Consider the following 23,728-nt stretch of genomic DNA (forward strand, 5'->3'; position numbering starts at 1 on the left):
ATTAAATCTATAATGACATCAATAACAACATAAACGTAACCTTTTCAGGGAAAGCATCCCGAATACGCCTATACGGCTGTATTCGGGTTTTTTGCGTTTCGGAACTAATCTGTCGAGTTCATTCATCTCACAACGGCTACTTCAAGGAGGTTTGTGGAGTGCGTGCTCCTACGAAGTTAATGGCTGGTGCATTGTTGCACGAGCGTTATCGAATTAAGCGTTTGATTGGTGTTGGCGGAATGAGTTATGTGTACTTGGCGCAAGATGAGCGATTGATGGGAAAGTACTGGGCGATTAAAGAATCAATCCCTCTTGCTCATGATCGTGAACATCTCATTAGGGAGGCCCAATGGCTCATTGAGCTTAGACATCCTAACCTCCCTCTTATCGTCGATTTTTTTTCACCTGATGAAGATGGGCATGCCTATTTGGTCATGGAATACATCGAAGGAGAAACGATAGCTGAGAAATTGAAGCGAACTCCTATCTCATTTGATGAGACGATTGCGTACAGTCTCCAGCTGTGTGACGCATTAAGTTACTTGCATGGATGTACACCGCCGATTATATACCGTGATATGAAGCCCTCTAATGTTATGTTAGCTGAGCAGCATCGAATAAAGTTGATTGACTTTGGAATTGCTAGGCAAGTAAAGCCTTCTGAGTTAGCAGATACGATGAAGTTAGGAACAGTTGGCTTTGCTGCACCTGAACAGCATGAAGGCAAGCAAAGTGACGCGCGTACTGATTTATACGGTATAGGTGCATTGTTAGCATACGTGTTGACTGAAGGGCGCTGGCGTGGGATGGAACCATTTCGCACACAGATGCTTAATGAGGATGTTCCTAAATCATTTTATGGTATTCTCACCAAGTTGATGGAAGTAAATCCTAATGCAAGATATCAATCTGCAGACGAATTAAAAAGAGCGCTAATAGTGCACGCCAATAGTGAGGTGCTTCCTGCAGCCTATGAATTTATGGATAAAGGACAACGTAATCAACACGGTAATGCCAATAATGGTTTGCAGCGTGCGGTCACGATTGCAGTTACTGGGATAGCTTCAGGATTAGGATGCACTCATATGAGCTTAATGATTGCACATCGACTGGCAAGAAGTAACCGTGGAAAGGTTGCTTATGTATCTAATGCGGAGTCGAACCGCTCTGTAGTCCATTCTATCCTTTCATCAGTTGAAGGAAATTGTGCGGAAGATTGGAATAACAAAGTTTGGCAGTGGCAAGGGGTCTCCTACATTGAATTAGGCGAACACTCTAGAGGGCTTACAACATCCTCGGTAACACAGCTACAGATGGAATATGACTTTATTATCATGGATTTAGGCGTAATTGGAGCAAAGCGCAGATTAGATGAGGAATTTGTTCGTGCTTCATATAGCTTGCTAATAGGTTCAACTGCCCCTTGGAGGGATGATGACATCAAAGCAGCATTGAACAATCTGCTTGAATTAAATTATCAACAATGGATTTTTGCACTGCCACATGCTAAAGAGGAAGAATTACGCTCTCCTCGTTTGCAGATGAAATGCCATAGCATTATCTCGGTTCCAACCTGTTCTAACCCATTTAAGGGTACAGCGGATATAGAAGAATGGATGCAATCTTGGATGAAGGTACATGAACAGAAGCGAAAATGGTTCTCTTGGCGCAAAAGGAAATAAAAAGATTAACCGTGGGATTCATTGAGAGGGGGCTCTTGCTTGATTGGCAGATGGTCAAGGCGAACGAAACAGGTTGCAGTTGGTGTAGTAATTACAGCTTCCATCATGGCAACAGTTAGTGGAGGTTATATTTTTTGGATTGAACGTAATTGGCAAATCGAGCGAGAAGATTGGATTAAGAAAGCTCAGTTAAGTGAACAAATCATTCAGGGGTATGGGAAAGAAGAGAAACAGCAAGTTTGGGTACTTGCTAAATCCAAAGTTGCAGGTTCAAGACTGCATACATCGGATTTAAGACAAATAGAGTTGCCGAAAAGGTTAATTCCGAAGCACGTGCTCGAACCTAAAGATTTGAAAGGAACCATTGCAAAAATAGACTTGGCGGCTAATATACCTTTAATAGATTCTATGATAGGCAGTGAAGGTTCGACCGGTCAGGATATTCGTTGGATTGAAACCTCAGTCATTCAACTGCCGCTCGCACTTGAACCCGATCAGGTGATTGATGTACGGATTCGCTACCCTGATGGACAAGACTATGTTGTCCTGTCTCATAAGAAAGTACACCGTATTCAAGGCACTACAGTTTGGTTTCATATGTCAGAGCATGAATTGTTAACGATGTCCAGCGCTTGTGTAGATGCTTACTTGAACGGCGGGCAAATATACGCTGTTCGTTATGTCGATGCCTATGTACAGGAGCAAGCAATCGTTAATTATCCAGTAAATCAACATGTAACACAATTAATAAACAATAATCCAAATTTGATCAAGGATGCGAACATCGTAATGTCCGCACAAGCGAGAAAGCGTTTGGAGGGAGACTTAGTTAAGCATAGCCAAGCCCAATCGATTTCTAGTATAGACACTGATTTAAGAGCGTTGCCTTCAACTAATGGGACAAATAGCACAGCAGTATCAAATGGCGGTAATGGAGCTGGCACCACCTCTTCAAACTTATCTCCTTTTACTGGACAAAGTAAGTCTCCGAACCGTGAAGCTCCATTTGTTGGACAACCTACTCCTGCAGAACAGGTAGGGCAGACGGAACGGGATCAACAAGGACAGCAGGCAGAGAAGCAGGGAGTACATAATCAGCATCCTTCCAATAACAAAGAAGGAGCTGCTAAGCAAAATGAACCTCCTGTGAAATCAATGAATGGCATTGATTCAAACAGTAACTACACAAATCCAAGTATCAATCAAAGCAATACCTCAGCATATAAAGAACTGGTTGAAGTTGAAGGTTATCAGAATGAGAGGTCCGATTTGCCGGTTGCACCGTGAATCAAGGGGTGATTTAAGATGTCTAATATTAGCTTTTTCATAGGCTCATGTAGTAAGCAAGATTTCGTACTTGGATTAGCTACTCTACTTTCGCGGGCTGGAAGACGTGTACTACTTGTTGATGCGATGAACATGCCATGGTTAACTTATCGAAATCAAACTTGGATTAATAAGGAGAAATGGTGTCGTTGGAATGGAATGGACACTATATCAGGCATCCTTCATTGGGAAGAATTGATCCAAATTAGCCGACAGCAAGAAATTGATCTTGATTCATATGATGACGTATTGATAGATACAGATCGACTTACATTCTGCGATGCCACTACCTTTATGAGTGCTCGTGAACGTGTCATGGTACAAACGGTAGAGGCCTATGCCATCCATCGAAATATGGAATGGATAAAGTCATTTCGCCTGCTTCATGATGTAGATTTAAACCGTGAAATACGACTACTTATTTTAAATACAGTCGATCATGTTAAAGAAGTCGCTTATATCATGGAGCATTTGCAATCTATATATGTCACTCCTAAAGAAGAAGCTACGTTCATACCATTTGACGAAGAAAATTGGGCAGCATATCTCTATAACGAAGTGAATGAGAGGACGGATTTGTCTAAGTATACGAAAATAGCACGTACTGTATGGCGTATATGGCTAGAACGTAGTTGCGGACCAATATCTGATCGTAATTGGCGAAAACTGCTGCGAAGCGATAAGAAAGGGCGATGGTGGCATGAAGCCATGTAAACATTGGTTAATAAAAAACGGTTCGCGACGGGCATTAGGATCATCATTAACGACGGTACTGCTTGGTATCGAATTAGTTACACGTTTTGGACTTAAGGTGCTGCTTATTCACCAGGATGACGAGGGGGATGGTATTGAATATTTCATTCGTTCTTCTATGCATACAGGAAGCAGTGATGAAAGGCTAGCTCAACTGTCAGTGCCGGATGGTTGGGGAGAATATAAAAGACTCGTTCAAAATGAATTGATGGATATACCTATGTTTGTGGCTTGTACCTCACCGATAATTCCTGGACTAGACGTGCTTCGTGTAACAGATAGTTGTGAGAATAGAATTGAACGAGGAGCAACACATGAACGATTCAGCTCTGAACGTGATGTGCGTACACTTATGCAGTATTCCGCTAATGCCTATGATGTTGTTCTTTGGGATTGGAATCGACCACTTCCACGGCAGGACACCAGATTAGAGCTGCAAAGTGATAGAAAGACGGAAATGCACGATCATGAACAGGAGCAAGCCTATAGTACTGGAACCATTACATTACTTACTCAAGATCTTAGAGACGTGAATTTATGGCGTGATCCCAAGTGCCGGCATGGAAATAATGGGTTCGAGCAAAAGAAGATTTGGGTTGTATCTTCTTATGATCCAGAGGCGCATTTAAATCTAGCCAACCTGAAAAAGCATATGCGAGGAATGTTGATATATGCAGTGCCATACGATGCGCAGCTGAGACATTACGCCAATGAAGGCCATCTTGTTCATTACGTCCTCCAACAGCAGTACCGTAATAACAAGCATGGAGCTTCAAGGTTACTGAATTATGTTGATCAGCTTGCAGAACAATTATTATCGGAGGCAGTTCTCCCTAATCGCAAAGCAAATGAAGGGGGAAGAAGATGGAATGGATAAGTGAATACTCTATACAGTTATTGATGTCGACGGGTGTTGTGTTGCTTTTTGCATTAGGGATGCTGTATAGGCTTCGTTTAAAACAAAAATCTATCGTGGAAGCAGCTGTGCCATCTGCACTGACTTGGGAGGAGATCGATCAGATCGTTCGTGATCAGCTACAAAAATGGACATCTGACCCTTATTTGGATCACTTCGCAAATGACGAACCATATCGCAGGGAGCTAATGAGGCGATCAATGATCAGACAATCACTGCGCTCCTGTCATAGCGGGGATCGCTTACAAAAGGAATATGTGAAGGACATTATTGTAGAGATTATACGACCATTTTTGAAACCTTCCAATGACTGTTGGAAGATGCTTATCCCATTCGATGATCCCATTCAGCTTTCGGCAAAAGATAAGTTCGATATTTTACTATATATTTATTTCCAACGCTATGGTTTAGAAGCTATGCATGAAATCGTACAGCGTTACGGTTGGGATCAATTAAAGGATCAGTTTGGTTCAGAAGGTGAACAGGAGCAAAGTTATGCCGTAGACGAGGATGATATCAGTCAAGCTTATCGCCAAGAACGTCCCGTTGTGAAGCATGAAGAGCGGATTAGAATCATTGCTCAACGTATCTATGAGCGATATAAAGGATTGTCTGTTATCGATGAATTGCGTGATATGAGAATTGAGGGGGTATCAGGAGGGGTGAATGGCTTGATCCAAGCTACTCCGCTCGTGCCTACCGGTTCATCTGCAGGCTCGTATTACGGAGCTTCAAGAAATGCGGTTCAAGCTTCAAAAGTGCCACACTCGTATGACAGTGTATGGATGTTTTATCAAGGTAAGTCTATACGACTCGGATTTCTTAGCTTCGATAGTGAAAGAGAGCTGAAGCGTGTATGTCAAACCATTTACAAACATGGTGCACCAGGGCCGTTGACAGAAGTAGATGGTTATCGTGTTAATGACATGAAGGATGGTTCGCGCGTAGTTGTTATGCGACCGCCATTTTCAGAGTCTTGGGCATTTTTTGTACGAAAGTTTGAGCGTGAGCAGCCTTCGTTATCGCGTCTTATTACAGCTAATGGTGCTGAAGATGTAATTCGTCTGCTCCAATTTTTAATGAAAGGAGCCCGCATTACCGCTGTTACTGGCGCACAAGGGTCTGGCAAGACGACGCTTTTAATGGCGTTAGTTCAATCCATCTATGCTTTTTATCCTTTGCGAGTTCAGGAGCAGGCATTCGAGCTGCATTTAAGGCAGCTGTATCCACATCGAAATATTTTAACCTTGAGAGAAACAGAAAGCATTTCTGGGCAATCAGGTTTGGATGTGCAGAAGAAGACTGATGGAGTTGTTCATATTCTTGGGGAAGTGGCAACTGATCCAGTAGCAGCGTGGATGATTCAAATGGCGCAAGTGGCGAGTCTATTTACGATATTTACACATCACGCTAAGACGTTTCCTGATTTGATTGGTGCCTTGCGCAATTCCTTGTTGAAGACGGGTATGTTTCATAATGAACGTATTGCAGAGCAACAGGTGGTGCAAGTGATACATTTTAATATTCATTTAAATAAAAATGCAAATGGGACACGTTATATTGAACGGATTACAGAATGTGTTCCCTCAGAAATGACAAAAGGCATTCAATCACACAAGGGACTGTTAGTAAGGGAGGATATGAATCAACAGGACGTGTCAATTCCTTCGTCAAACTCTTGGATGGACTACAGAAATGCAGCTATTCAATATTATGATGATCAAATTAACAGTAGCTCTTATACGTACAAAAACATTATCGAGTTTCAAAATGGTAGATACGTGTGGGTAAATGAAATTTCCGACGTACATATGCAAGCGATGCTCTCGCAGATGACAGACTATGATCAAGAGTCATTTAGAGGATGGATGGCATCGAGGGGGGAGTATGTTGTCGCTTAATTCGTTACTGTCAGCAGCAATTATTTTCGCGCTTATTGGGCTGCTATTATGGAAGCTATCCGAGCGTATGATGCGTCAGCCGTGGATGAACAAACTCGTTTTTAAGAGCAGAAACCAACAAACAAATATAATTAAAATATTTTTACAGCGCAGTTACTATTGGTTCGGTCGAATTATTGGGCTGAAGCACAAGCGAGCAAAGGTTTATCAACAATTATTAGTGATATATGGGTATGATGAACGATTGTTACGAGAGAAGGTTGCTACAGTAATATGGGCTATCATTATTGTTCTAAGTGGAATATTACTCGTATTTATCAGTTTTAAACAAGATTGGGTTTCTCTCCTCATGCTTATACTCGTACTTCGCGTAGCAGATGACTTATGTATACAGATGTTCGCTCAGCAAGCCGAGTTAAAGGTTCTTAGCCAATCAGCACAAGCTTTTTCTACGATTAGACATGCTTATCAACGTCATCAAATGGTTGAGCTCGCTGTTGAAGAAGCGCTGGAACGGTCTTCGCCATTAATAAGGCCTCATCTGACAAGATTGCTAGCTTGTATATATGAGTATGATACGGATGCAGCCCTTGTGAAGTATGATGATGCAGCACCGAATCGTCATTACCGCTTATTTGCACGACTAGCTCGATTAGTAGCAGAGTATGGTGACCCTAAAGAGGATAATCGCTCTTCATTTCTACAGGGGTTGTCAATGATGATTCGTGATATGCAGTCAGAGCATCTAATGCGAATGAAGCTGGATACTTTCTTAAAGGGATTAAAAATTATCGCAGTCATTCCAATCTTATTTGCGAATCCTATCGAACAATGGGGGAGAGCATATTTCCCTGATATGGCACGGTTCTACGATAGTCGAATCGGATGGTATGTACAAGTAATTGTTCTTTTGACTGTTATTGTGAGTCACTGGCTATTAGAGCAGCTTCAATGGAGAAAAAGTATTGCTGAAAAATCGAAAAACGAAGAGGCGAGGAAACATATCGATATTTTACGTTTAAAGTTCGTCCGTTCTATTGTTTACCGCTGGATGAGAGGTATATCTGCATCACGATTAAGTGCAAACGCATATCTCCTTAAAGATGCCAACGAGCCGTTATCTCTAGAGCGATGGTATGCGAAAAGATTAGTATATGCGTCTGTAACAATGCTGATATCGATTAGCATGGCAATTATTATCCATGTCGTCATACAGCAACAGCAGTCATTTTCTCCACTCTGGGGAGTATTGCCAAGAGGTGATGCAAAAAGCACAGTACAATGGGACGGCTCTTCTTATAGCCAGCCAACAAGCTCTGAATGGAACACTGAACAGGCTGAGCTTCATAAGAAATGGGTGGGTGATGTTCTAACAAAAAGCTCGAACCGTGAAGAACAAGAACTATTAATACAAGAGCTAGCTTCACTAAAATATCCAAGCTGGTCGCAGGAGCGGGTGTTGCAATTAAGCAAGCATTTGCTAAATCTAGCTTATGAGCAGGAAATAGGCTTGCTATGGTGGTGGGAGTTGCTGGTGGCTTTTGCGCTGAGTGTTTTAGCGTACTATACCCCATTGGGTATGATGATTTTTAAAAAGAGATTACGGAATATGGAAATACGACTTGAATTAAGCCATTTTTATTCTTTGGCGCTTCTGCTCCGTGCGTTTGAGCGAATGACCTCTGAGCAGATGCTTGATTGGATGATGCGAAGCTCTGTTTGCTGCAAAGAAGCTATTCACCGATGTTTGCTTCATTGGGACAGTGGTCCTGAGCAATCTTTACAGCAATTGAGAGAGGATATACCATACCCTGATTTTGTACGTTTCGTTGATCAGTTGGAACTGGGGTTTGATCAAATTCCGATCAAGCAAGCATTTGATGATGCTGAGCAATCATGGTGGTTTGAGCAAGATATGCGTAAGCAAGAAGAAGAAAAAATAATAGAATCAAAAGCTGTCTGGGGGCGGTGGTTTGGATTTGCTCCTATGTATGCCATTGTATTTTTGTATCTTGTCATTCCTTTGGTTTGGCTTAGCGCGCAACAAATGACTCACTCATTTAGCCAAATTCAGAGGCTGTAATAATATTCAGTACTTTTAACTTCAACTTATTTATAAAAGGAGATATGTTCAATGAATAATGCTCAATCCGCGTTAAAGGTAGCTGCAGGTATATTTCTAACCATTGCTCTAATTACAATTGTTGTTCTTCTATTTGTATCCGCTCAAGAGGCAACCAAAACGGCACAGAATGAGTTTTCATCTATTCAGACGGAGTTAAGCAAAGCATCCTTCACCGTGTACGACAACACAACGGTAAGTGGCTCTCAAGTTATAAATGCGATTCGCAAGTTCCATCAAAAGGACCAGTTTGGAATTTGGGTGAAAACAGGTAAGGACAAGTCAGCGAATAGTGCTGGAATGTTCTATGGAGCTAATGTTGATTCAGACGGAAAGATATCCAATAATACTCGTAATGATAAAATTGAATTGGCGATGCAGGAAGCTTTAGATACTTATGTAAATCCGAGTGGAAAGTTTCTTGCCAAATTAATTGTAGATTCTTCTAATGTGACGAGAGCGATTGTGTTCGAACAGCAGTAATAAGATGGGCAATCGTTTATGGATATATAAAAATGCGCAGGAGTTGACTAAACAATATGAACGAAAATGTTCGAGAACTTATCGCCTTTTCCTGCGCTATCCTTATATTTGTAGGTGCTTTAAGTATGGCCGTCAACTACTACCAGAGCTCTGCTGGGTTGTTGAACGCATTGGTGCTAGATACAAGGAGGCAAGATCGGACAATCCATGAGAACTTTGAAATCACTGCTCCACCTACGATAAAAGGAGCTGATATTGTTTCTATGTTGACACACTTGAAAGATTCTAATGTAGCCATTGAAGTGGATGGTTACTCTTTTCTTCCAGAGATGGAGCTTGAGGATATGCCGGTTTCTTTTATAAATGTTAATCGAATGTATGTGCCTGAGCATAACCGTGATGCATCTGGCCGCTTGCTTCGGATTCAATACAGATAAGAGGTGAGTATATGGTAGATGCCATGCGAGTTTGGCTCGCTTTAATGTTGGTCATGTTGTTGTTGTTCATATTTCCATTACGGGATACTTTTCAGCGACATGATGAGATGAGTGAGTTAGTTGCAATGAAGGTTGCCACTGCGTACGTGGATGCTATTCGAGATAAAGGTGTAATTACTCCTCAAATGTGGAATTCGTTAATAGAGGATCTTTATCGAACAGGTTACGTTTATGACATTGAGATGGAGCATTACGAGAAATATTATGTTCCTATATATAATGATCCGGTACAGCACAATTCCTTTCAAAATGAGTTTATGACGCACTATCAATTGGTCCATCATAAGGACATGATGAATAAACTATTTCCTAATACATCGATTGGTATTTCTGACTCTTCTCGTCTGTATCACTTAAAGGCAGGGGACTATTTTCAAGTTACACTAAACAGGCTTGATGAAACTCGTTCGAGTAGATTAACTCGGTGGTTGACGTTTGATGCAGATCCTGTTGCTGCTTTCAGTATACCAATAGGAGGAATGGTGCGAAATGAGACTCATTAAGTGGGCAATCTTTTTCGCTTGCATCATACTTCCATTTAGTTGGACGCATCGGCAGCAAGTTAAGGAGTATCGCCATAAACTTATTGTAGAAGAGCAGTATAATCGATGGATGAACACAGCGGTGGATGATGCAGCACAAGTATTAAAAGAAACAGCTGCTTGGAAAGCAACCGATGACTCCTATGAATCGAACAAACAGCTAATTCTTAATAAACAGCATGCGGTAACTACTTTACTTCATTCTATTTACGTTAATTTGAATATCGAAGACGACGTAGTTGCTCAACAGGCCTTATTTTTTTATATCCCTGCAATCACTATAGTTGGTTACGATGGCGCTTACTTCTATGTAAATGAACGCTTTTCGACAATGCAAGGGTCTGAGAGAATCGAACATGTATGGAAACCTGTGCACCCTTATTCTTATGTAGATCAACATGGTAACGTGTACACGTTCACATTGGATGATTATGTAACAGTGTATGATTCATCGGCACGTAAATGGATAAGTGGTTATCAGCATGAGCTGAAGCTCCGCTCAAGTCTTTCTCTTCTTCAAGATGATGTGCGATTCGATGATGTACGGCGAATGACGATTATTCAAACAATTCAACAAAAACTTGAGCACTATATAAATCGGCATAATGAGTGGGCGCGGCGTAATGGAGTGTCATATCTTTTTACGATGCCAACCATACCAACCGAGCAGTGGAATAATACGATTAACGATATAAGTATTATGTCATTTATACAAGGGATGTCGGTTGGTGCATTTACTTATAATCACTATGCGCTGGGAGGTTCACGGATTTTGCAGCGTGATACATGGTATGCTTCGATTCAAAACAATGTCAAGGTCGCTTATCCAGAACGTTGTGCGCCTTCAAAGTACATTGAAACTTTTTCGAGTGATCGTGATGCTGCCAGCAAAGGATATTATGTGAAGAGATGTTATTGAGGGGGAGCATCATATGATTTGAAGTGGTGATCGATGATGTCATTCCTCTCTTTCCAAAACATCTTATTCATGGTACACTTACGGTGCAAAAACATACCAGAACTATCCAACACTAGGGGGGCCGGTTATCGGCTGAGATGAAGCATAGGCTTCGGACTCTTAACGACCTGATCTGGATTATACCAGCGTAGGGAAGTGTGGATTGGGATGATGAAGACCGGCATGTCTAACTAAAGGGCACGTGTACCCTTTGCTCAGCATACAGCTTACTAGCTTGATTGTAACAATATGCTGATCTAAGCGTATATATCGTAAATATGCCCTTACGATAAGTTGCACGACATACGTAGCCAGTAGATACGTTATCGTGAGCGGATGACATGTGCCTATTACGTGAATTTATTGCGTTATAGCTATCGGATTGCTCAGACCAAGGACCACTCTTTCTATAGAGTGGTCCTTTTTGTCTTGGATTTTCATCATCACTTCCTCGAATTCCTTCACACAGAAAGAGAATTATCGTTGGTTGAGGAGGCATAACGAATGATGATTGTACCTTGGCTACATGTAATAACCCCACCAGTGCAAAAGGTAGATGAGGTCATACGTATAGCTATTGAGATAGCAGACAATGTAGATTTCATACACCTCCGGCAGAAAGAATGGTCAGCAAGAAAGTTGTGGGAGGTAATTGCAAGCTGCAGGCACTCCGGCATACCTACACAAAAATGGATCATCAATGACAGATGTGATGTTGCGGCATCGACTCAAGTAAAAGGGGTTCAACTCGCCTATCATTCATTACCGTGTAGAGTTGTTAGACGGATGTACCCGCAATTATCTGTAGGAGTATCTGTGCATAACGAAAATGAGGCTGCAATTGCGGAACAAGATGGCGCTGATTATTTATTATATGGTCATTTGTTTGAAACTTCTTGCAAATCAGGGGTTCCAGGGCGTGGTTTAGGTGGTCTGCAGGCATGCCGAGAGGTAGTTGATGTTCCTATCATTGCGATAGGAGGCATTACGCCGAATCATATTATGAAAGTCGTTCTAGCTGGCGGTTCAGGCGTCGCAGTTATGTCAGGTATTTGGAACGCAGAATCACCTGGATTAGCTGCTCGTGCCTATCGGGAAGCAGTGCTGAGCAGCGCGCAATATGCGGTTCATGAAAGAAGTTATTCAAGGGAGTAGCATGGAAGGGGTGGGGAGATATGGACCTTTCAAGACATTCAGATGTTTTGGTAGTGGGCGGTAGTGTTATTGGGTGCTCGGTAGCTTATGAATGTGCGAAGCTTGGGATGAGGGTAACTGTACTAGAACGAGATGTATTGAGTCATGGAACTTCTAGAGCTGCGGCTGGTATGTTGGCACCAACTGCTGAACGATTTGAGAATAAAGACCTTGCACATTTTGCTTATACCAGTCTAGATCTTTTTTCCGGTTGGGCAGAACAACTATGGTTGGATAGTGGAGTGGACTTGGAGCTTAGACGGAAGGGTCTGCTTATTCCTGTGCATTCACAACAGGAACAGACTCTAGTCGGTACAGAACTTCAAATTGCTGCGGAAGTTGCAGAGACAGGAGCAAGCGGACATATACAGTGGCGTAACTTACTTGCTGAAGCGGGAATGTATCCATATATCACTCCTACGGTATACGGAGTATATGAAGTACCTCACGAAGGACATGTGTCACCTGTGAAGTTGATGGAAGCATTAATAGCTGGTTCGCGAAAAAGAGGCGTTCAGTTTAAGGAGTATCAGGAAGTAAAGAAAATCATTTATGAAAATAGTGTCATTCGTGGTGTCCAAACAGCTGAGGGGACATGGAGCGCAGAGCATGTAATTATATGTGCTGGCGTAAACAGCGACAGCTTTAATGAGCAGACGGATATTCGCACCAATTTTTTCCCTGTTAAAGGAGAGTTGGCGGTTGTACGCACGGACTATGTGTTTGATTCGATCCTGTATGGTAATGGAACATATATAGTCCCGAAAAGTGGTGGTCATATATACATAGGTGCCACTTCTCATCCGCACCGTTATGATCGGAAAGTAAACGTGGGATCAATCACCAACTTGATTCAGAGCGCGATTTCGTACATTCCAAGTTTGTATGAAGCAGAACTTGTTACTGCATGGGCCGGTCTCAGGCCAGCCACTTCTGATGGTCTTCCCTATATTGGGCCGGTCTCCCATATTAAAGGACTATGGTTGGCGGCAGGCCATTACCGCAATGGCATACTACTAAGTGCAGCAACTGGGATTGGTGTTGCTTCTTGGATTCATTCAGGTAAGATGCCGTGGGCCTGGATGAACGCTTTTGATCCGCTTCGTCATACGGTAATGCCGCAGGTTGTTCATTGAAAATGTGGTGGTATAGGTGAGGTATTATCATCGTTAGGCAGTTAGAAAGGTTGGATGAAATTGAAACTTATTATAAACGGAGAATCGATTGTTTTTCCTGAGCAACAAGGTCACATCTATCAGTTGCTTTGTCATTTACAAATGGAACAGCGAATCGTGATTGTGGAGCTTAATGGAAATATCATTTCCAAGTCAGCATATGAAACAACGCTATTGTCCGATGAGGATCGGATCGAAATTGTACATTTTGTTGGAGGGGGATAAAAATAATGAAATCACCTTTACGTATCGGACCGCATACATTTGAATCGAGATTGCTATTAGGAACTGGAAAGTTCCCTGACTTTGATATTCAGCGTAAAGCAGTGGAAGTGTCCAAGACGGAAATATTAACGTTTGCTATTAGAAGAATGAATGTATTTGAGCCAACCCAACCTAATTTTCTAGAGAGCTTAGATCTAAATAAATACACACTTTTGCCAAATACAGCAGGTGCATCTACAGCTGAAGAAGCTGTACGTATTGCTCGTCTGGCGAAGGCGTCCGAACTATGCGATATGATCAAAGTAGAAGTCATCGGTGATGCTAAAACCCTTTTGCCTGATCCATTAGAAACCTATCGTGCTTGTGAGATTTTGTTGGATGAAGGCTTTATCGTACTGCCATACATATCAGATGATGTGATTTTGGCTAGAAGATTGCAAGAACTTGGTGTACACGCCGTAATGCCTGGTGCATCTCCGATTGGAACAGGACTCGGATTGCTAAATCCACACCATCTTTCTTTCATTATTGAGCAAGCTACTGTGCCAGTAATTGTTGATGCTGGCATAGGGACACCAAGCGATGCTGCCAAGGCAATGGAGCTTGGTGCGGATGCAGTATTATTAAATACAGCCGTATCAGGGGCAAAAGACCCTGTAAAGATGGCTGAAGCTATGATGTGGGCAGTAGAGGCTGGCAGACTAGGCTATGAAGCTGGTCGTATTCCAATGAAGCGCTATGCTTCGGCTAGTAGTCCATTAGAAGGTATTCCGACGTGAGTGCAGATCAGTCGATTAAAATCTATTCACTAAGCGGTGACATATATATTTCTCCAATGAATGGCGCTGATAAATTGCAATCGGATTGGGCTAAGAACCATTCGTTTGAACGTGATAGTATCCATCCGGCTACGGAATTATTGGTGCCAGCTCGCGCCGCGACCATTGCAGGCTCAGATAGCAGCGGTGGTGCTGGTATCCAAGCTGATATTAAGACATTTCAAGAGTGTGGAGCTTATGGTATGAGTGTTATTACAGCTCTTACGGCCCAGAATACACTTGGTGTTCATGATGTTCATCGTATTCCGGCTGCACATATTGCAGCCCAATTTGATGCGCTTGAAGATGATGTTCGACCAGATGCGGTAAAGACGGGTATGCTTGCAGATGGTCAAACTATAAATATTGTTTCTGAACGACTGGTAACTTATCGTTGGCCTAATATTGTAGTAGACCCTGTTATGATCGCTAAAGGTGGGACGGCACTTCTAGAAAAAAACGCGGTTGAACAATTGAGGACACATTTGCTACCGATTGCCACAGTTGTAACACCTAATATTCCAGAGGCAGCCGCTCTTACTTCAATTGCTATTCATAGTCGCATAGAGCAATTCGAAGCGGCTAAGCGATTGCATGAGCTAGGAGCAGGGCATGTCCTTGTAAAAGGCGGACATGGCCCAGATAAGGACTATTCAACAGACTTGCTATATGATGGTTCTGAAGGATGGTGGATTGAAGGGCCGCGACATGATACGATTCGAACTCACGGAACTGGGTGTACGTTATCTTCTGCGATAACGGCTTACTTAGCAAAAGGTTATTCTGTGCTTGACTCAATTATAAAAGCAAAGCAGTATATTCATATGGCAATTAAATATCCAATTGCGGTCGGAAAAGGGCATGGACCAGTCAATCATTGGGCTGCACGTACATTGAACGGAAGGGATGGTTCGTTGTGTCACTACATAAAAAGCTGAAGCTCATGTTTGTAGCAGGTTCGGTGAATTGTCCTCAAGGAATTGAAGAAACTTTAATGAGTGCAATTAAAGGTGGAATTACCTCTTTTCAATGGAGAGAAAAGACTAGTGAATCTACTCTCAAGGAAAATGAACGAATTGAATTAGGCATGCGACTCAAAGATTTATGCCGTCAGAATGACATACTGTTTATTGTAAACGACGATGTTCAGCTTGCTGCACAGTTGGAAGCAGATGGTGTACATTTGGGACAAGAGGACATGTCGTTGACAAAGGCGCGCAAACTTCTTCCTGTGGGGACGATTATTGGTCAATCTACTCATAACGTGGAAGAAGCTCTTGATGCGGAGTATGAAGGCGCAGACTATATCGGAGTAGGACCGATGTTCTTCACCCAGACTAAAAAGGATCTTCATCCTGTCATTGGACCCTCTTTAATTATGGATATGCGTCGAGCTGGAATTAAAGTTCCAATCGTAGGTATTGGGGGAATACATGCAGAACGGGTTACACCAGTTGTTAAGGCTGGAGCGGATGGTGTTGCAGTCATTCATGCCATTGCATCTAGTGAGCTAGGTGCTGAAGAAGGAGCGGTTCAGATTTACAAGCAACTAGCTTCTTGGTACGAGATGGCCTAAGTAATATAACGAATTCATATCATATAGTTTGTCTCCCAGCTCCTACAACCTGTAGGAGTTTTTTTCTTAGTTTTTTTATGCGCTATCTTACGGATTATTGCAGAGTCCGTGATTTCGCAATCTCATATTCTTAGTGAAGAGTGTGGGCAGTACCATTATCTTGTGGGTTTTGTAATTATTAAAAACACCTAAAATACAAACAAAAAAAGAGACTTCCAAACCTTGGGTGTGATAGTATGGATATACATCAGAAAATCGCTCCATAGAACGTACTAACCTCATTCATTATTAAATCCCGACTGCTTAGAACTCTAAAGCCTATGAATAACTTTAAACTTTATTGCACTGAATTTCAGTAGAAAGCTCTATATCTTTTATTCCATCATGTGTGAATCATATGTTATATATTCTTCTGAAACGAATGTAACGTATTCAATATTTGTTATCGTGAAATAGCCTGTACAGTTAAAAAGCAGACCGATAACGGAGTAAATAATGTACCGTAGGTAATCCTAATCTACATGAGAAGGTGAACGTATATGGCAGAGGATGTTATTGACTTTCGAGAAATTTGTGAGAATCCAGAACTAGTAGACAATCTTGATCATCGAATTATAAGAGATGTGAGACTTCCTGATGAGAGCGAACTATACGTTTGTTTCACATTTGATGATGGTCCTACAGAATATACCCCCTTACTACTAGACTTATTTAAGCAATATGATGCGAAAGCAACCTTTTTTGTAGTTGGAGAATTTGTAGACGAGTTTCCCAACATTACAAGGCGTATTGTGGAAGAAGGTCACCAAATCGGTAACCATACCTATTTTCACCCTGACTTATCAAAGCTAACTATTGAAGAGTCGGACAAAGAGATAATGACAACAGAGGCAGCCATTACGACTTATGCAAAAACACGGAGTCACATTTTAAGACCTCCTTATGGTCTATTTCGTATGGAGACAGTAGAGCGTGCTGAACAAATGGGTTATCGATTTGCACTATGGTCAAGAGACATGTATGTAAGAGATTGGGAGTATCCTGGGGCAGATGCCATCGTACAAAGAGTGTTGGATAACATGAAGAACGGTTCTATTGTCTTGCTTCATGATGGGGGCGGGGAAAGGGAACAAACCGTAGAGGCCGTACAGCGACTTTTTCCGATTCTATTAAAAAAAGGATATAAGTTCATTACTATAAGTGAATTGATCGAAGTATCGGAACGAAAATATGCAGGCAAGATCTAATTGCTTATTACTAATGAATAAGAAAATATGATTCTGCGAAGTTCTTAAATGATAGTAAGTATATAGTAGGGAGGCAACACTCCCCAGAAAAGCGCTCTGCTGTGGTGATCCACAGCAGAGCGCTTTTTGATGTCTAGATTATTGATTAAACAATGGAGCAAAAGAAAGTGGCTGCTTGTCATACATCGCAGGATGTTGCTGACTGCATGTGCATATCTAAGAAAATGTTATATTGCTATCAATCCCGACTGCAAATAATGAGAACCAGTCCATTCTTGATCGTAATCGTTCCATACTCTTCCTTCCATCGATTGCTCACACCTAAAGATTGTCCAATTGTTAAGGTTGCATCTGAAAGAGGATAAGCAAAACCTTCCAGACATATGCCAGTTACATCCATGCTTAGAGGAATGAGCGACATATACGTATAGCGGTCTTTATATATTTTTAGATAATCTCCTGTAAGTTGGATTGAATTGTGATTATCGACAATTTTCATAGGGATGCCGGCTTCATAAGTTTGTCTAAGGAGATGAATTCCAGCTAGCGTATGATCAAGTCGTGTTCCTGTCGTGCCGTACATCGTAATTGTAGTTGCGCCATATTGCATAGCATATTGCAAAGCTAGCTCTGTATCCGTATGATCTTTGTCTATTTCGTCAAATCCAATCATTCTTTCACTATTGTCTGCAATAAACCGTTCTTCTTGCTCATTAACGGAATCAAAATCTCCTAACGAAAGAGTGGGCTTAATACCGTTCTGCACAAGAAATAATGCGCCTCGATCTGCGCCTATAATAATATCTGCAGATTGAATTTCATCTATAATCCATGCGGGTTGCTCGCCACCAGCTACGATTACAGCGTGTATCTCATGTTCAGGTTTTCCATTTTTCCGAGAAAGCTGCTTCTGTTGTTGTAACATTTTCTCATCTCCTTTTTGAAGCTCACATTTCGATATGTATCTTATATATCTAGTATATCGAAAAATGATAATCGGACCAAGCCATTGGCCGAAGCGTTATCTATTGTTGAAATGAATAAATGATGGGGCTACAATTGTAGCATGAGAAGGAGGATATATGATTATGGTATCTGTTTTGTTTGTATGTTTGGGCAACATTTGTCGTTCCCCGATGGCGGAAGCTGTTATGCGGCAGAAAGTATCTGAGGCAGGATTGTCTAACGTGATATCTATAGATAGTGCTGGTACAGGTGATTGGCATATTGGTCACCAACCGCATGAGGGAACACGTCAATTATTAGATACGCGAAAAATTTCTTATCATGGACAAAAAGCACGACAAATCGCAGCTGAAGATTTCAACCAATTTACGTATATTGTTTGCATGGACACAAGTAACGAGAAGAATGTGCTTGCTTGGGAAGGGGCAGCTAACGCTTCAGGGACAGTGTTTAGATTTATGACAATGCTGCCCGAAGAGCAAATTGCAGATGTTCCCGATCCGTATTACACAGGTAACTTTGAGGAGGTCTATCGTCTAGTTGAAGCAGGCTGTGAGCGGTTGCTTCAGCGAATTCGAGCAGAGCACTCTTTGTAATAGATTTTAAGTAGGTAGAAATACGATGCAAGGGCCAGAAGAGTTGGGGTGTTTGACTAGCGAATATTGCTACTAACCTAGTTACCTTCTAGTGCAGTAAAAAGTACAAAAGAAGTGACATACTTTCTGTATGTCACTTCTTTCTTTGTGTGCTGATTTATAAGCTGAAACAGTATTAAGCAGCTGTTTTATGACAGCTGATCATGCAACAGTTCTGTTTCGTAGATTAGGTTAGACTTCAAAATAATACTTAAGTGCGTCTGGAATATGTTTTTGCCAGAAACCCCATAGATGCTGTCCGTCATGTTCTTCATAATGAACACGAGCACTACGCTCGGAAAGCAGCTGATGGGTGTCGCGGTTAATTTGTAAGAAATCAAACACGCCGCGATCTGTTTCATATGCAGTCTCCTGCAAGCCAACAATCATGAATATGCGCAGCCAGCTGAAATCCGGTTGAGCAGCCAAAATGTCATAGGATGCGGAGTAGAATGCTCCTGATAATGAAATGACCTGCTTAAACTTTTCAGGCTGCTTAAGAGCAAGGTGCAAGGACACTGTGCCTCCTAATGAGTCTCCTGCTAAAACAATGTCATTCCAATCTGTGCGTACAGGGTACGTCGCTTCTATAAAAGGAACGATTTCTTCCGTGAATGATCTTGTATACGTTTCAAACAAGGCTCCATCTGGTGAATATTCTTCGGTACGGACTTTTTTATCCACATCCACACCTGCAATAATAATGGGTTCGATCTCGCCGTCAAGTATTAGCTTGTTAGCTATTGTAGCGATGCGGCCAAAGTTGAAGAAGTCTTCTCCATCTTGACAGTAAACGACAGGGTAGCTCAGAATCTCGTTGAAACCTGGTGGTAAATAGACTCGCAACGAGCGAGTTCCAGTAGGCAATATAGATGAAGAAACATCATGCTTAACAATCGTACGTTTAAAGTATGCGGAATCTGACATTCGCAACACCACCTATGCAAAATTTTATCGAAATTGGTTAACACTAAGAACGAATCAACTATCTTGACTCATTATTCTTGAAAGTATCGAGCGTAATGGAACTAGAAGTTGAACACAATACATAACGAATGTATGTGTCAGATGTCACTGGAACTAGACTGATTTGTTTTATCCTGTTATAGTAGTTAAAAGAAACTGTTATAGCTACAAGAGAACAAAATATTCACTTTTTCCGCTATTTCTTTTGACCAATCGAGTAGAACAGGTGTATAATAATTCTATAACAGAGAAACAAAATCTTCAAACTTTTATTGAGGTGAATATGATGAGCAAGTTCCCATTTGAAGTTCAGACGGAAGATGTCCAAACTCTATCTGTCTTGTCACCAGAAGGTCAAGTCGTGAACCCGGACATGATGCCGGAATTGAGCGATGACCAACTGAAAGAAATTATGTACCGTATGGTATTTACTCGTGCATGGGATGATCGTGCGATCAACCTTGGTCGTCAAGGTCGTCTTGGTTTCTATGCACCGGTATCCGGTCAAGAAGCTTCCATGGTAGGTAGTGTATACCCACTTAACAAAGAAGACTTCGTAGTACCTGCATACCGTGATATGCCACAAATCGTATGGCACGGTTTGCCACTTTACCAAGCATTCTTGTACTCTCGCGGACACCAACATGGTGGACAAATCCCAGAGGGTGTTAACGTATTGATGCCACAGATCATTATCGGTGCACAAATTTTGCACGCGATGGGTATCGCTAAAGGCTTCAAACTTAGAAAGCAACAAAATGTTGCAATTACTTACACAGGTGACGGCGGTTCTTCCGAAGGTGACTTCTACGAAGGTTTGAACTTCGCAGGTGCTTACAAACTACCTGTTATTTTCTTTGTACAAAACAACGGTTATGCAATTACAACGCCATTCTCGAAGCAAACGGCTGCTAAGTCTATTGCTCACAAATCGGTTGCAGCTGGTATCCACGGTATGCAAATCGACGGTATGGACGTATTGGCAGTTATTAAAGCAGTTCAAATCGCAGCTGAGCGTGGCCGCAACGGTGAAGGCGCTACATTGATCGAAGCGTTGACATACCGTTACCGTCCACACTCCATGGCGGATGATACTTCTAAATACCGTACTAAAGACGAAGAAGCTGAATGGTCTGTTAAAGATCCACTCGTTCGCTTTGGTAAATTCCTTGAGAGCAAAGGTCTTTGGACTGAAGAAGATACAGCTCGCGTAAAAGAAGAAGCAAAAGCGAAAGTAAACGAAGAAATCAAGCGTGCAGAGCAAACAGAGAAAATGACTGTTGTTGGCCTAATCGACACAATGTTCGAAGTAACGCCACAGCACCTTGAAGAGCAAAAAGCAGACTTCCAATAAGATTTCATTACTATAGATGAATTCGAAATAATTCGATGAGCGGACAGGCAAAGATTACTTTGCGACGATGTAAGGAGGATACGAATCAATGGCACAAATGAATATGAAAGAAGCGATTCGCGACGCAATGCGCGTTGAATTGAAACGAGATCCTAACGTCCTTGTTTTCGGTGAAGACGTAGGTCATGTTGGCGGCGTATTCCGTGCGACAGAAGGATTGCAAAAAGAATTTGGTGAAGAGCGCGTATTCGATACGCCGCTTGCAGAATCTGCAATCGGTGGTATGGCAGTAGGTCTTGGTGTAACTGGCTTCCGTCCAGTTGCTGAGATCCAATTCGTTGGATTCATCTATGAAGCGCTTGACCAAATGGTTGTTCAAGCAGCTCGTATGCGTTACCGTTCCGGTGGACGTTACAACTCGCCAATCGTATTCCGTACACCTTTCGGTGGCGGTGTTAAAGCGGCTGAGCTTCACACTGATTCCTTGGAAGGTTTGCTTGTTCAATCTCCAGGTATCAAAGTTATCGTACCTTCTAACCCGTACGATGCTAAAGGTTTGCTAATCTCTGCAATCCGTGATAACGATCCAGTATTCTTCATGGAGCACTTGAACTTGTACCATGCATTCCGTGATGAAGTACCTGAAGGTGAGTACACAGTTGAGATCGGTAAAGCTAAAGTTGTTCGTGAAGGTAAAGATGTAACAATCTTGGCTTACGGACTTATGGTTCACACAGCTATGAAAGCTGCTGCTGAGCTTGAAAAAGAAGGCGTACAAGCTGAGGTTATCGACCTTCGTACGTTGTTGCCGCTTGACATCGATACAATCGTTGAGTCTGTTAAGAAGACAAACCGTGCAATCGTTGTTCAAGAAGCTCAAAAAACATCCGGTGTTGCAGCAGAAGTTATTGCTCAAATCAATGAGAAAGCAATTCTTCACCTTGAAGCACCAGTGCTTCGCGTTGCTGGTCCTGATACGATCTATCCGTTTGCACAAATTGAAGACCAATGGTTGCCGTCTCCTGCGCGCATCATTGCTAACGTTAATAAAGTATTGAATTTCTAATAGATAGAACCGTTATATGAGTGAAGGAGGTACCTACCTGTGGCAAAGTTTGAATATCGTTTCCCAGAGCTTGGTGAAGGATTGCATGAAGGCGAAATTATCAAAATGCTTATCAAGCCAGGCGACAAAGTAACAGATGATGACATTATCATGGAAGTACAAAATGACAAGGCGATCGTAGAAGTTCCTTGTCCCGTGAACGGAACAGTACTTGAAGTTCTTGCAAAAGACGGTCAAGTAATGCACATGGGCGAAGTTGTAGCTATTATCGATGCTGAAGGCGACGTTCCTGAGCAAGCTGCTCCAGCTGAAGAAGCTAAAGAAGAAGCAGCGGCACCAGCAGCTGAAGCTCCTAAAGCAGAAGCAGCGGCGGCACCAGCACCAGTAGCTCCTAACCGTGAAGTATTGGCAACTCCAAGCGTTCGTAAGTTCGCTCGTGAGCTTGGCATTAACATCGCTGAAGTTGCTGGTACAGGTAACAACGGTAAGATCACTCGTGAAGACGTAGAAGCATTCTCTAAAGGCGGCGCTCCAGCAGCAGCTCCTAAGGCAGAAACAGCTGAAACGACTGCAGCACCAGCAGCGAAAGCTGACAAAGCAGCAGCACCAGCAGCTGAACGCTTCCAAGAAGAAGAGCGCACTCCGTTCAAAGGTATCCGTAAAGCGATTTCCAACGCTATGGTTAAATCTGCTTACACGGCACCACACGTTACAATCATGGACGAAGTGGACGTTACAGAACTTGTTGCATTCCGCAACCGCTTGAAGCCGGTTATGGAGCAAAAAGGCAAGAAAGTTACTTACTTGCCATTCATCGTGAAAGCATTGGTAGCAGCGGTTCGTCAGTTCCCTGTTATGAACGCAATGATCGACGAAGAAGCACAAGAAATCGTGTACAAAAAGTACTACAACATCGGTATCGCAGCAGATACAGACAACGGATTGATCGTTCCTGTTATTAAGGACGCAGATCGTCGCAGCATCTGGATGATCTCTGACGATATTCGTGACTTGGCAGCACGCGGTCGTGACGGCAAGCTTGCTCCTAACGAGTTGAGAGGTTCCACAATTACAATCACAAACATCGGTTCCGCAGGCGGTATGTTCTTCACTCCGATCATCAACTTCCCTGAAGTTGCGATCTTGGGTACAGGACGTATTTCTGAGAAGCCAGTTGTGAAGAACGGCGAGATTGTTGCAGCACCTGTTATGGCATTGTCCTTGAGCTTCGACCACCGTCTAATCGATGGCGCTACAGCTCAAAACTTTATGAACTATATCAAGCAGTTGTTGGCTAACCCAGAACTGCTGGTCATGGAGGTATAA

23 protein-coding genes and 1 riboswitch are annotated in these 23,728 nt (G+C 42.3%); of the genes, 21 read left to right on the forward strand and 2 right to left on the reverse strand.

Annotation, left to right across the window (positions count from 1 at the left end; genetic code table 11):
- Positions 1–158 precede the first annotated feature (158 nt).
- The 17 genes from FPZ44_RS08510 to FPZ44_RS08590 all read left to right on the forward strand — a co-directional run bounded on the left by FPZ44_RS08510 (position 159) and on the right by FPZ44_RS08590 (position 17,415).
- Positions 159–1,682, forward strand: a complete 1,524-nt coding sequence (locus FPZ44_RS08510; protein WP_144989248.1) for a serine/threonine-protein kinase — start codon at positions 159–161, stop codon at positions 1,680–1,682.
- A gap of 39 nt (positions 1,683–1,721) precedes the next feature.
- The gene (locus FPZ44_RS08515) at positions 1,722–2,969 is read left to right on the forward strand and encodes an RcpC/CpaB family pilus assembly protein (RefSeq protein ID WP_144989250.1); all 1,248 of its coding nucleotides are present in this window, start codon (positions 1,722–1,724) and stop codon (positions 2,967–2,969) included.
- Between the two features lie 18 nt (positions 2,970–2,987).
- Entirely contained in the window at positions 2,988–3,722 is a 735-nt protein-coding gene (locus FPZ44_RS08520; protein WP_144989252.1) for a MinD/ParA family ATP-binding protein, read from the forward strand.
- Positions 3,709–4,638 carry a hypothetical protein gene (locus tag FPZ44_RS08525; protein ID WP_144989254.1) on the forward strand — a complete coding sequence of 310 codons (930 nt, stop codon included), beginning with the start codon at positions 3,709–3,711 and terminating at the stop codon, positions 4,636–4,638. The genes FPZ44_RS08520 and FPZ44_RS08525 overlap by 14 nt, the downstream gene beginning before the upstream one ends.
- Positions 4,626–6,578: an ATPase, T2SS/T4P/T4SS family gene (locus FPZ44_RS08530; RefSeq protein ID WP_261378253.1), complete on the forward strand. Its 1,953-nt coding sequence runs from the start codon at positions 4,626–4,628 to the stop codon at positions 6,576–6,578. Before FPZ44_RS08525 ends, FPZ44_RS08530 begins: the two co-directional genes overlap by 13 nt.
- On the forward strand, positions 6,565–8,661 hold the full coding sequence (locus FPZ44_RS08535; RefSeq protein ID WP_144989256.1) for a GTPase SAR1: 2,097 nt from the start codon (positions 6,565–6,567) through the stop codon (positions 8,659–8,661). Before FPZ44_RS08530 ends, FPZ44_RS08535 begins: the two co-directional genes overlap by 14 nt.
- 51 nt (positions 8,662–8,712) lie before the next feature.
- Positions 8,713–9,183: an ABC transporter permease gene (locus FPZ44_RS08540; RefSeq protein WP_144989258.1), complete on the forward strand. Its 471-nt coding sequence runs from the start codon at positions 8,713–8,715 to the stop codon at positions 9,181–9,183.
- Positions 9,184–9,239: 56 nt separating this feature from the next.
- Complete coding sequence (locus FPZ44_RS08545) at positions 9,240–9,620, forward strand: hypothetical protein (protein ID WP_144989260.1); 381 nt, start codon at positions 9,240–9,242, stop codon at positions 9,618–9,620.
- Positions 9,621–9,631: 11 nt separating this feature from the next.
- On the forward strand, positions 9,632–10,183 hold the full coding sequence (locus FPZ44_RS08550) for a hypothetical protein (RefSeq protein WP_144989262.1): 552 nt from the start codon (positions 9,632–9,634) through the stop codon (positions 10,181–10,183).
- Positions 10,170–11,141, forward strand: coding sequence for a hypothetical protein (locus FPZ44_RS08555; protein ID WP_144989264.1), 972 nt, complete (start codon positions 10,170–10,172; stop codon positions 11,139–11,141). The genes FPZ44_RS08550 and FPZ44_RS08555 overlap by 14 nt, the downstream gene beginning before the upstream one ends.
- 104 nt (positions 11,142–11,245) lie before the next feature.
- A riboswitch (TPP riboswitch) is annotated at positions 11,246–11,352 on the forward strand.
- Positions 11,353–11,684: 332 nt separating this feature from the next.
- Positions 11,685–12,335, forward strand: coding sequence for a thiamine phosphate synthase (locus FPZ44_RS08560; protein ID WP_144989266.1), 651 nt, complete (start codon positions 11,685–11,687; stop codon positions 12,333–12,335).
- Positions 12,336–12,355: 20 nt separating this feature from the next.
- A complete protein-coding gene (thiO, locus tag FPZ44_RS08565) occupies positions 12,356–13,510 on the forward strand; it encodes a glycine oxidase ThiO (RefSeq protein WP_144989268.1) in 1,155 nt (384 codons plus the stop codon).
- 60 nt (positions 13,511–13,570) lie between these two features.
- Positions 13,571–13,774, forward strand: a complete 204-nt coding sequence (thiS, locus tag FPZ44_RS08570) for a sulfur carrier protein ThiS (RefSeq protein ID WP_144989270.1) — start codon at positions 13,571–13,573, stop codon at positions 13,772–13,774.
- Between the two features lie 5 nt (positions 13,775–13,779).
- The gene (locus tag FPZ44_RS08575; protein ID WP_144989272.1) at positions 13,780–14,553 is read left to right on the forward strand and encodes a thiazole synthase; all 774 of its coding nucleotides are present in this window, start codon (positions 13,780–13,782) and stop codon (positions 14,551–14,553) included.
- Positions 14,550–15,530, forward strand: a complete 981-nt coding sequence (gene thiD / locus FPZ44_RS08580) for a bifunctional hydroxymethylpyrimidine kinase/phosphomethylpyrimidine kinase (RefSeq protein WP_418789133.1) — start codon at positions 14,550–14,552, stop codon at positions 15,528–15,530. The genes FPZ44_RS08575 and thiD overlap by 4 nt, the downstream gene beginning before the upstream one ends.
- The gene (gene thiE / locus FPZ44_RS08585; RefSeq protein ID WP_261378254.1) at positions 15,509–16,168 is read left to right on the forward strand and encodes a thiamine phosphate synthase; all 660 of its coding nucleotides are present in this window, start codon (positions 15,509–15,511) and stop codon (positions 16,166–16,168) included. The genes thiD and thiE overlap by 22 nt, the downstream gene beginning before the upstream one ends.
- Before the next feature lie 539 nt (positions 16,169–16,707).
- Positions 16,708–17,415, forward strand: a complete 708-nt coding sequence (locus FPZ44_RS08590; protein WP_144989274.1) for a polysaccharide deacetylase family protein — start codon at positions 16,708–16,710, stop codon at positions 17,413–17,415.
- Positions 17,416–17,653: 238 nt separating this feature from the next.
- Here the strand turns inward: FPZ44_RS08590 and FPZ44_RS08595 are convergent, their stop codons facing one another.
- Complete coding sequence (locus tag FPZ44_RS08595; RefSeq protein WP_144989276.1) at positions 17,654–18,340, reverse strand: thiamine diphosphokinase; 687 nt, start codon at positions 18,338–18,340, stop codon at positions 17,654–17,656.
- A 163-nt stretch (positions 18,341–18,503) separates the two neighbouring features.
- On the opposite strand from FPZ44_RS08595, the gene FPZ44_RS08600 reads away from it, so the two are divergent.
- Positions 18,504–18,977: a low molecular weight protein-tyrosine-phosphatase gene (locus FPZ44_RS08600; RefSeq protein WP_144989278.1), complete on the forward strand. Its 474-nt coding sequence runs from the start codon at positions 18,504–18,506 to the stop codon at positions 18,975–18,977.
- A gap of 231 nt (positions 18,978–19,208) precedes the next feature.
- Here the strand turns inward: FPZ44_RS08600 and FPZ44_RS08605 are convergent, their stop codons facing one another.
- Positions 19,209–19,943: an alpha/beta hydrolase gene (locus FPZ44_RS08605; RefSeq protein WP_144989280.1), complete on the reverse strand. Its 735-nt coding sequence runs from the start codon at positions 19,941–19,943 to the stop codon at positions 19,209–19,211.
- 325 nt (positions 19,944–20,268) lie between these two features.
- On the opposite strand from FPZ44_RS08605, the gene pdhA reads away from it, so the two are divergent.
- The 3 genes from pdhA (at position 20,269) to FPZ44_RS08620 (ending at position 23,728) form a co-directional block, all read left to right on the forward strand.
- Positions 20,269–21,336 (forward strand): pyruvate dehydrogenase (acetyl-transferring) E1 component subunit alpha, encoded by a 1,068-nt coding sequence (gene pdhA / locus FPZ44_RS08610; RefSeq protein ID WP_144991751.1) that lies wholly within the window; start codon positions 20,269–20,271, stop codon positions 21,334–21,336.
- An 88-nt stretch (positions 21,337–21,424) separates the two neighbouring features.
- Complete coding sequence (locus FPZ44_RS08615; RefSeq protein WP_144989282.1) at positions 21,425–22,402, forward strand: alpha-ketoacid dehydrogenase subunit beta; 978 nt, start codon at positions 21,425–21,427, stop codon at positions 22,400–22,402.
- Between the two features lie 39 nt (positions 22,403–22,441).
- The gene (locus tag FPZ44_RS08620) at positions 22,442–23,728 is read left to right on the forward strand and encodes a dihydrolipoamide acetyltransferase family protein (protein WP_144989284.1); all 1,287 of its coding nucleotides are present in this window, start codon (positions 22,442–22,444) and stop codon (positions 23,726–23,728) included.

This window comes from Paenibacillus agilis (genome assembly GCF_007786455.1).
Classification (GTDB): domain Bacteria; phylum Bacillota; class Bacilli; order Paenibacillales; family Paenibacillaceae; genus Paenibacillus_B; species Paenibacillus_B agilis.

What these genes read in the sequence shown, in the direction of transcription:
- FPZ44_RS08520 (WP_144989252.1), top strand. Translation starts at nt 2,988, where the DNA reads ATGTCTAATATTAGCTTTTTCATAGGCTCATGTAGTAAGCAAGATTTC.
- FPZ44_RS08525 (WP_144989254.1), top strand. Translation starts at nt 3,709, where the DNA reads ATGAAGCCATGTAAACATTGGTTAATAAAAAACGGTTCGCGACGGGCA.
- FPZ44_RS08530 (WP_261378253.1), top strand. Translation starts at nt 4,626, where the DNA reads ATGGAATGGATAAGTGAATACTCTATACAGTTATTGATGTCGACGGGT.
- FPZ44_RS08535 (WP_144989256.1), top strand. Translation starts at nt 6,565, where the DNA reads ATGTTGTCGCTTAATTCGTTACTGTCAGCAGCAATTATTTTCGCGCTT.
- FPZ44_RS08540 (WP_144989258.1), top strand. Translation starts at nt 8,713, where the DNA reads ATGAATAATGCTCAATCCGCGTTAAAGGTAGCTGCAGGTATATTTCTA.
- FPZ44_RS08545 (WP_144989260.1), top strand. Translation starts at nt 9,240, where the DNA reads ATGAACGAAAATGTTCGAGAACTTATCGCCTTTTCCTGCGCTATCCTT.
- FPZ44_RS08550 (WP_144989262.1), top strand. Translation starts at nt 9,632, where the DNA reads ATGGTAGATGCCATGCGAGTTTGGCTCGCTTTAATGTTGGTCATGTTG.
- FPZ44_RS08555 (WP_144989264.1), top strand. Translation starts at nt 10,170, where the DNA reads ATGAGACTCATTAAGTGGGCAATCTTTTTCGCTTGCATCATACTTCCA.
- FPZ44_RS08560 (WP_144989266.1), top strand. Translation starts at nt 11,685, where the DNA reads ATGATGATTGTACCTTGGCTACATGTAATAACCCCACCAGTGCAAAAG.
- thiO (WP_144989268.1), top strand. Translation starts at nt 12,356, where the DNA reads ATGGACCTTTCAAGACATTCAGATGTTTTGGTAGTGGGCGGTAGTGTT.
- FPZ44_RS08575 (WP_144989272.1), top strand. Translation starts at nt 13,780, where the DNA reads ATGAAATCACCTTTACGTATCGGACCGCATACATTTGAATCGAGATTG.
- FPZ44_RS08590 (WP_144989274.1), top strand. Translation starts at nt 16,708, where the DNA reads ATGGCAGAGGATGTTATTGACTTTCGAGAAATTTGTGAGAATCCAGAA.
- FPZ44_RS08595 (WP_144989276.1), bottom strand. Translation starts at nt 18,340, where the DNA reads ATGTTACAACAACAGAAGCAGCTTTCTCGGAAAAATGGAAAACCTGAA.
- FPZ44_RS08600 (WP_144989278.1), top strand. Translation starts at nt 18,504, where the DNA reads ATGGTATCTGTTTTGTTTGTATGTTTGGGCAACATTTGTCGTTCCCCG.
- FPZ44_RS08605 (WP_144989280.1), bottom strand. Translation starts at nt 19,943, where the DNA reads ATGTCAGATTCCGCATACTTTAAACGTACGATTGTTAAGCATGATGTT.
- pdhA (WP_144991751.1), top strand. Translation starts at nt 20,269, where the DNA reads ATGAGCAAGTTCCCATTTGAAGTTCAGACGGAAGATGTCCAAACTCTA.
- FPZ44_RS08615 (WP_144989282.1), top strand. Translation starts at nt 21,425, where the DNA reads ATGGCACAAATGAATATGAAAGAAGCGATTCGCGACGCAATGCGCGTT.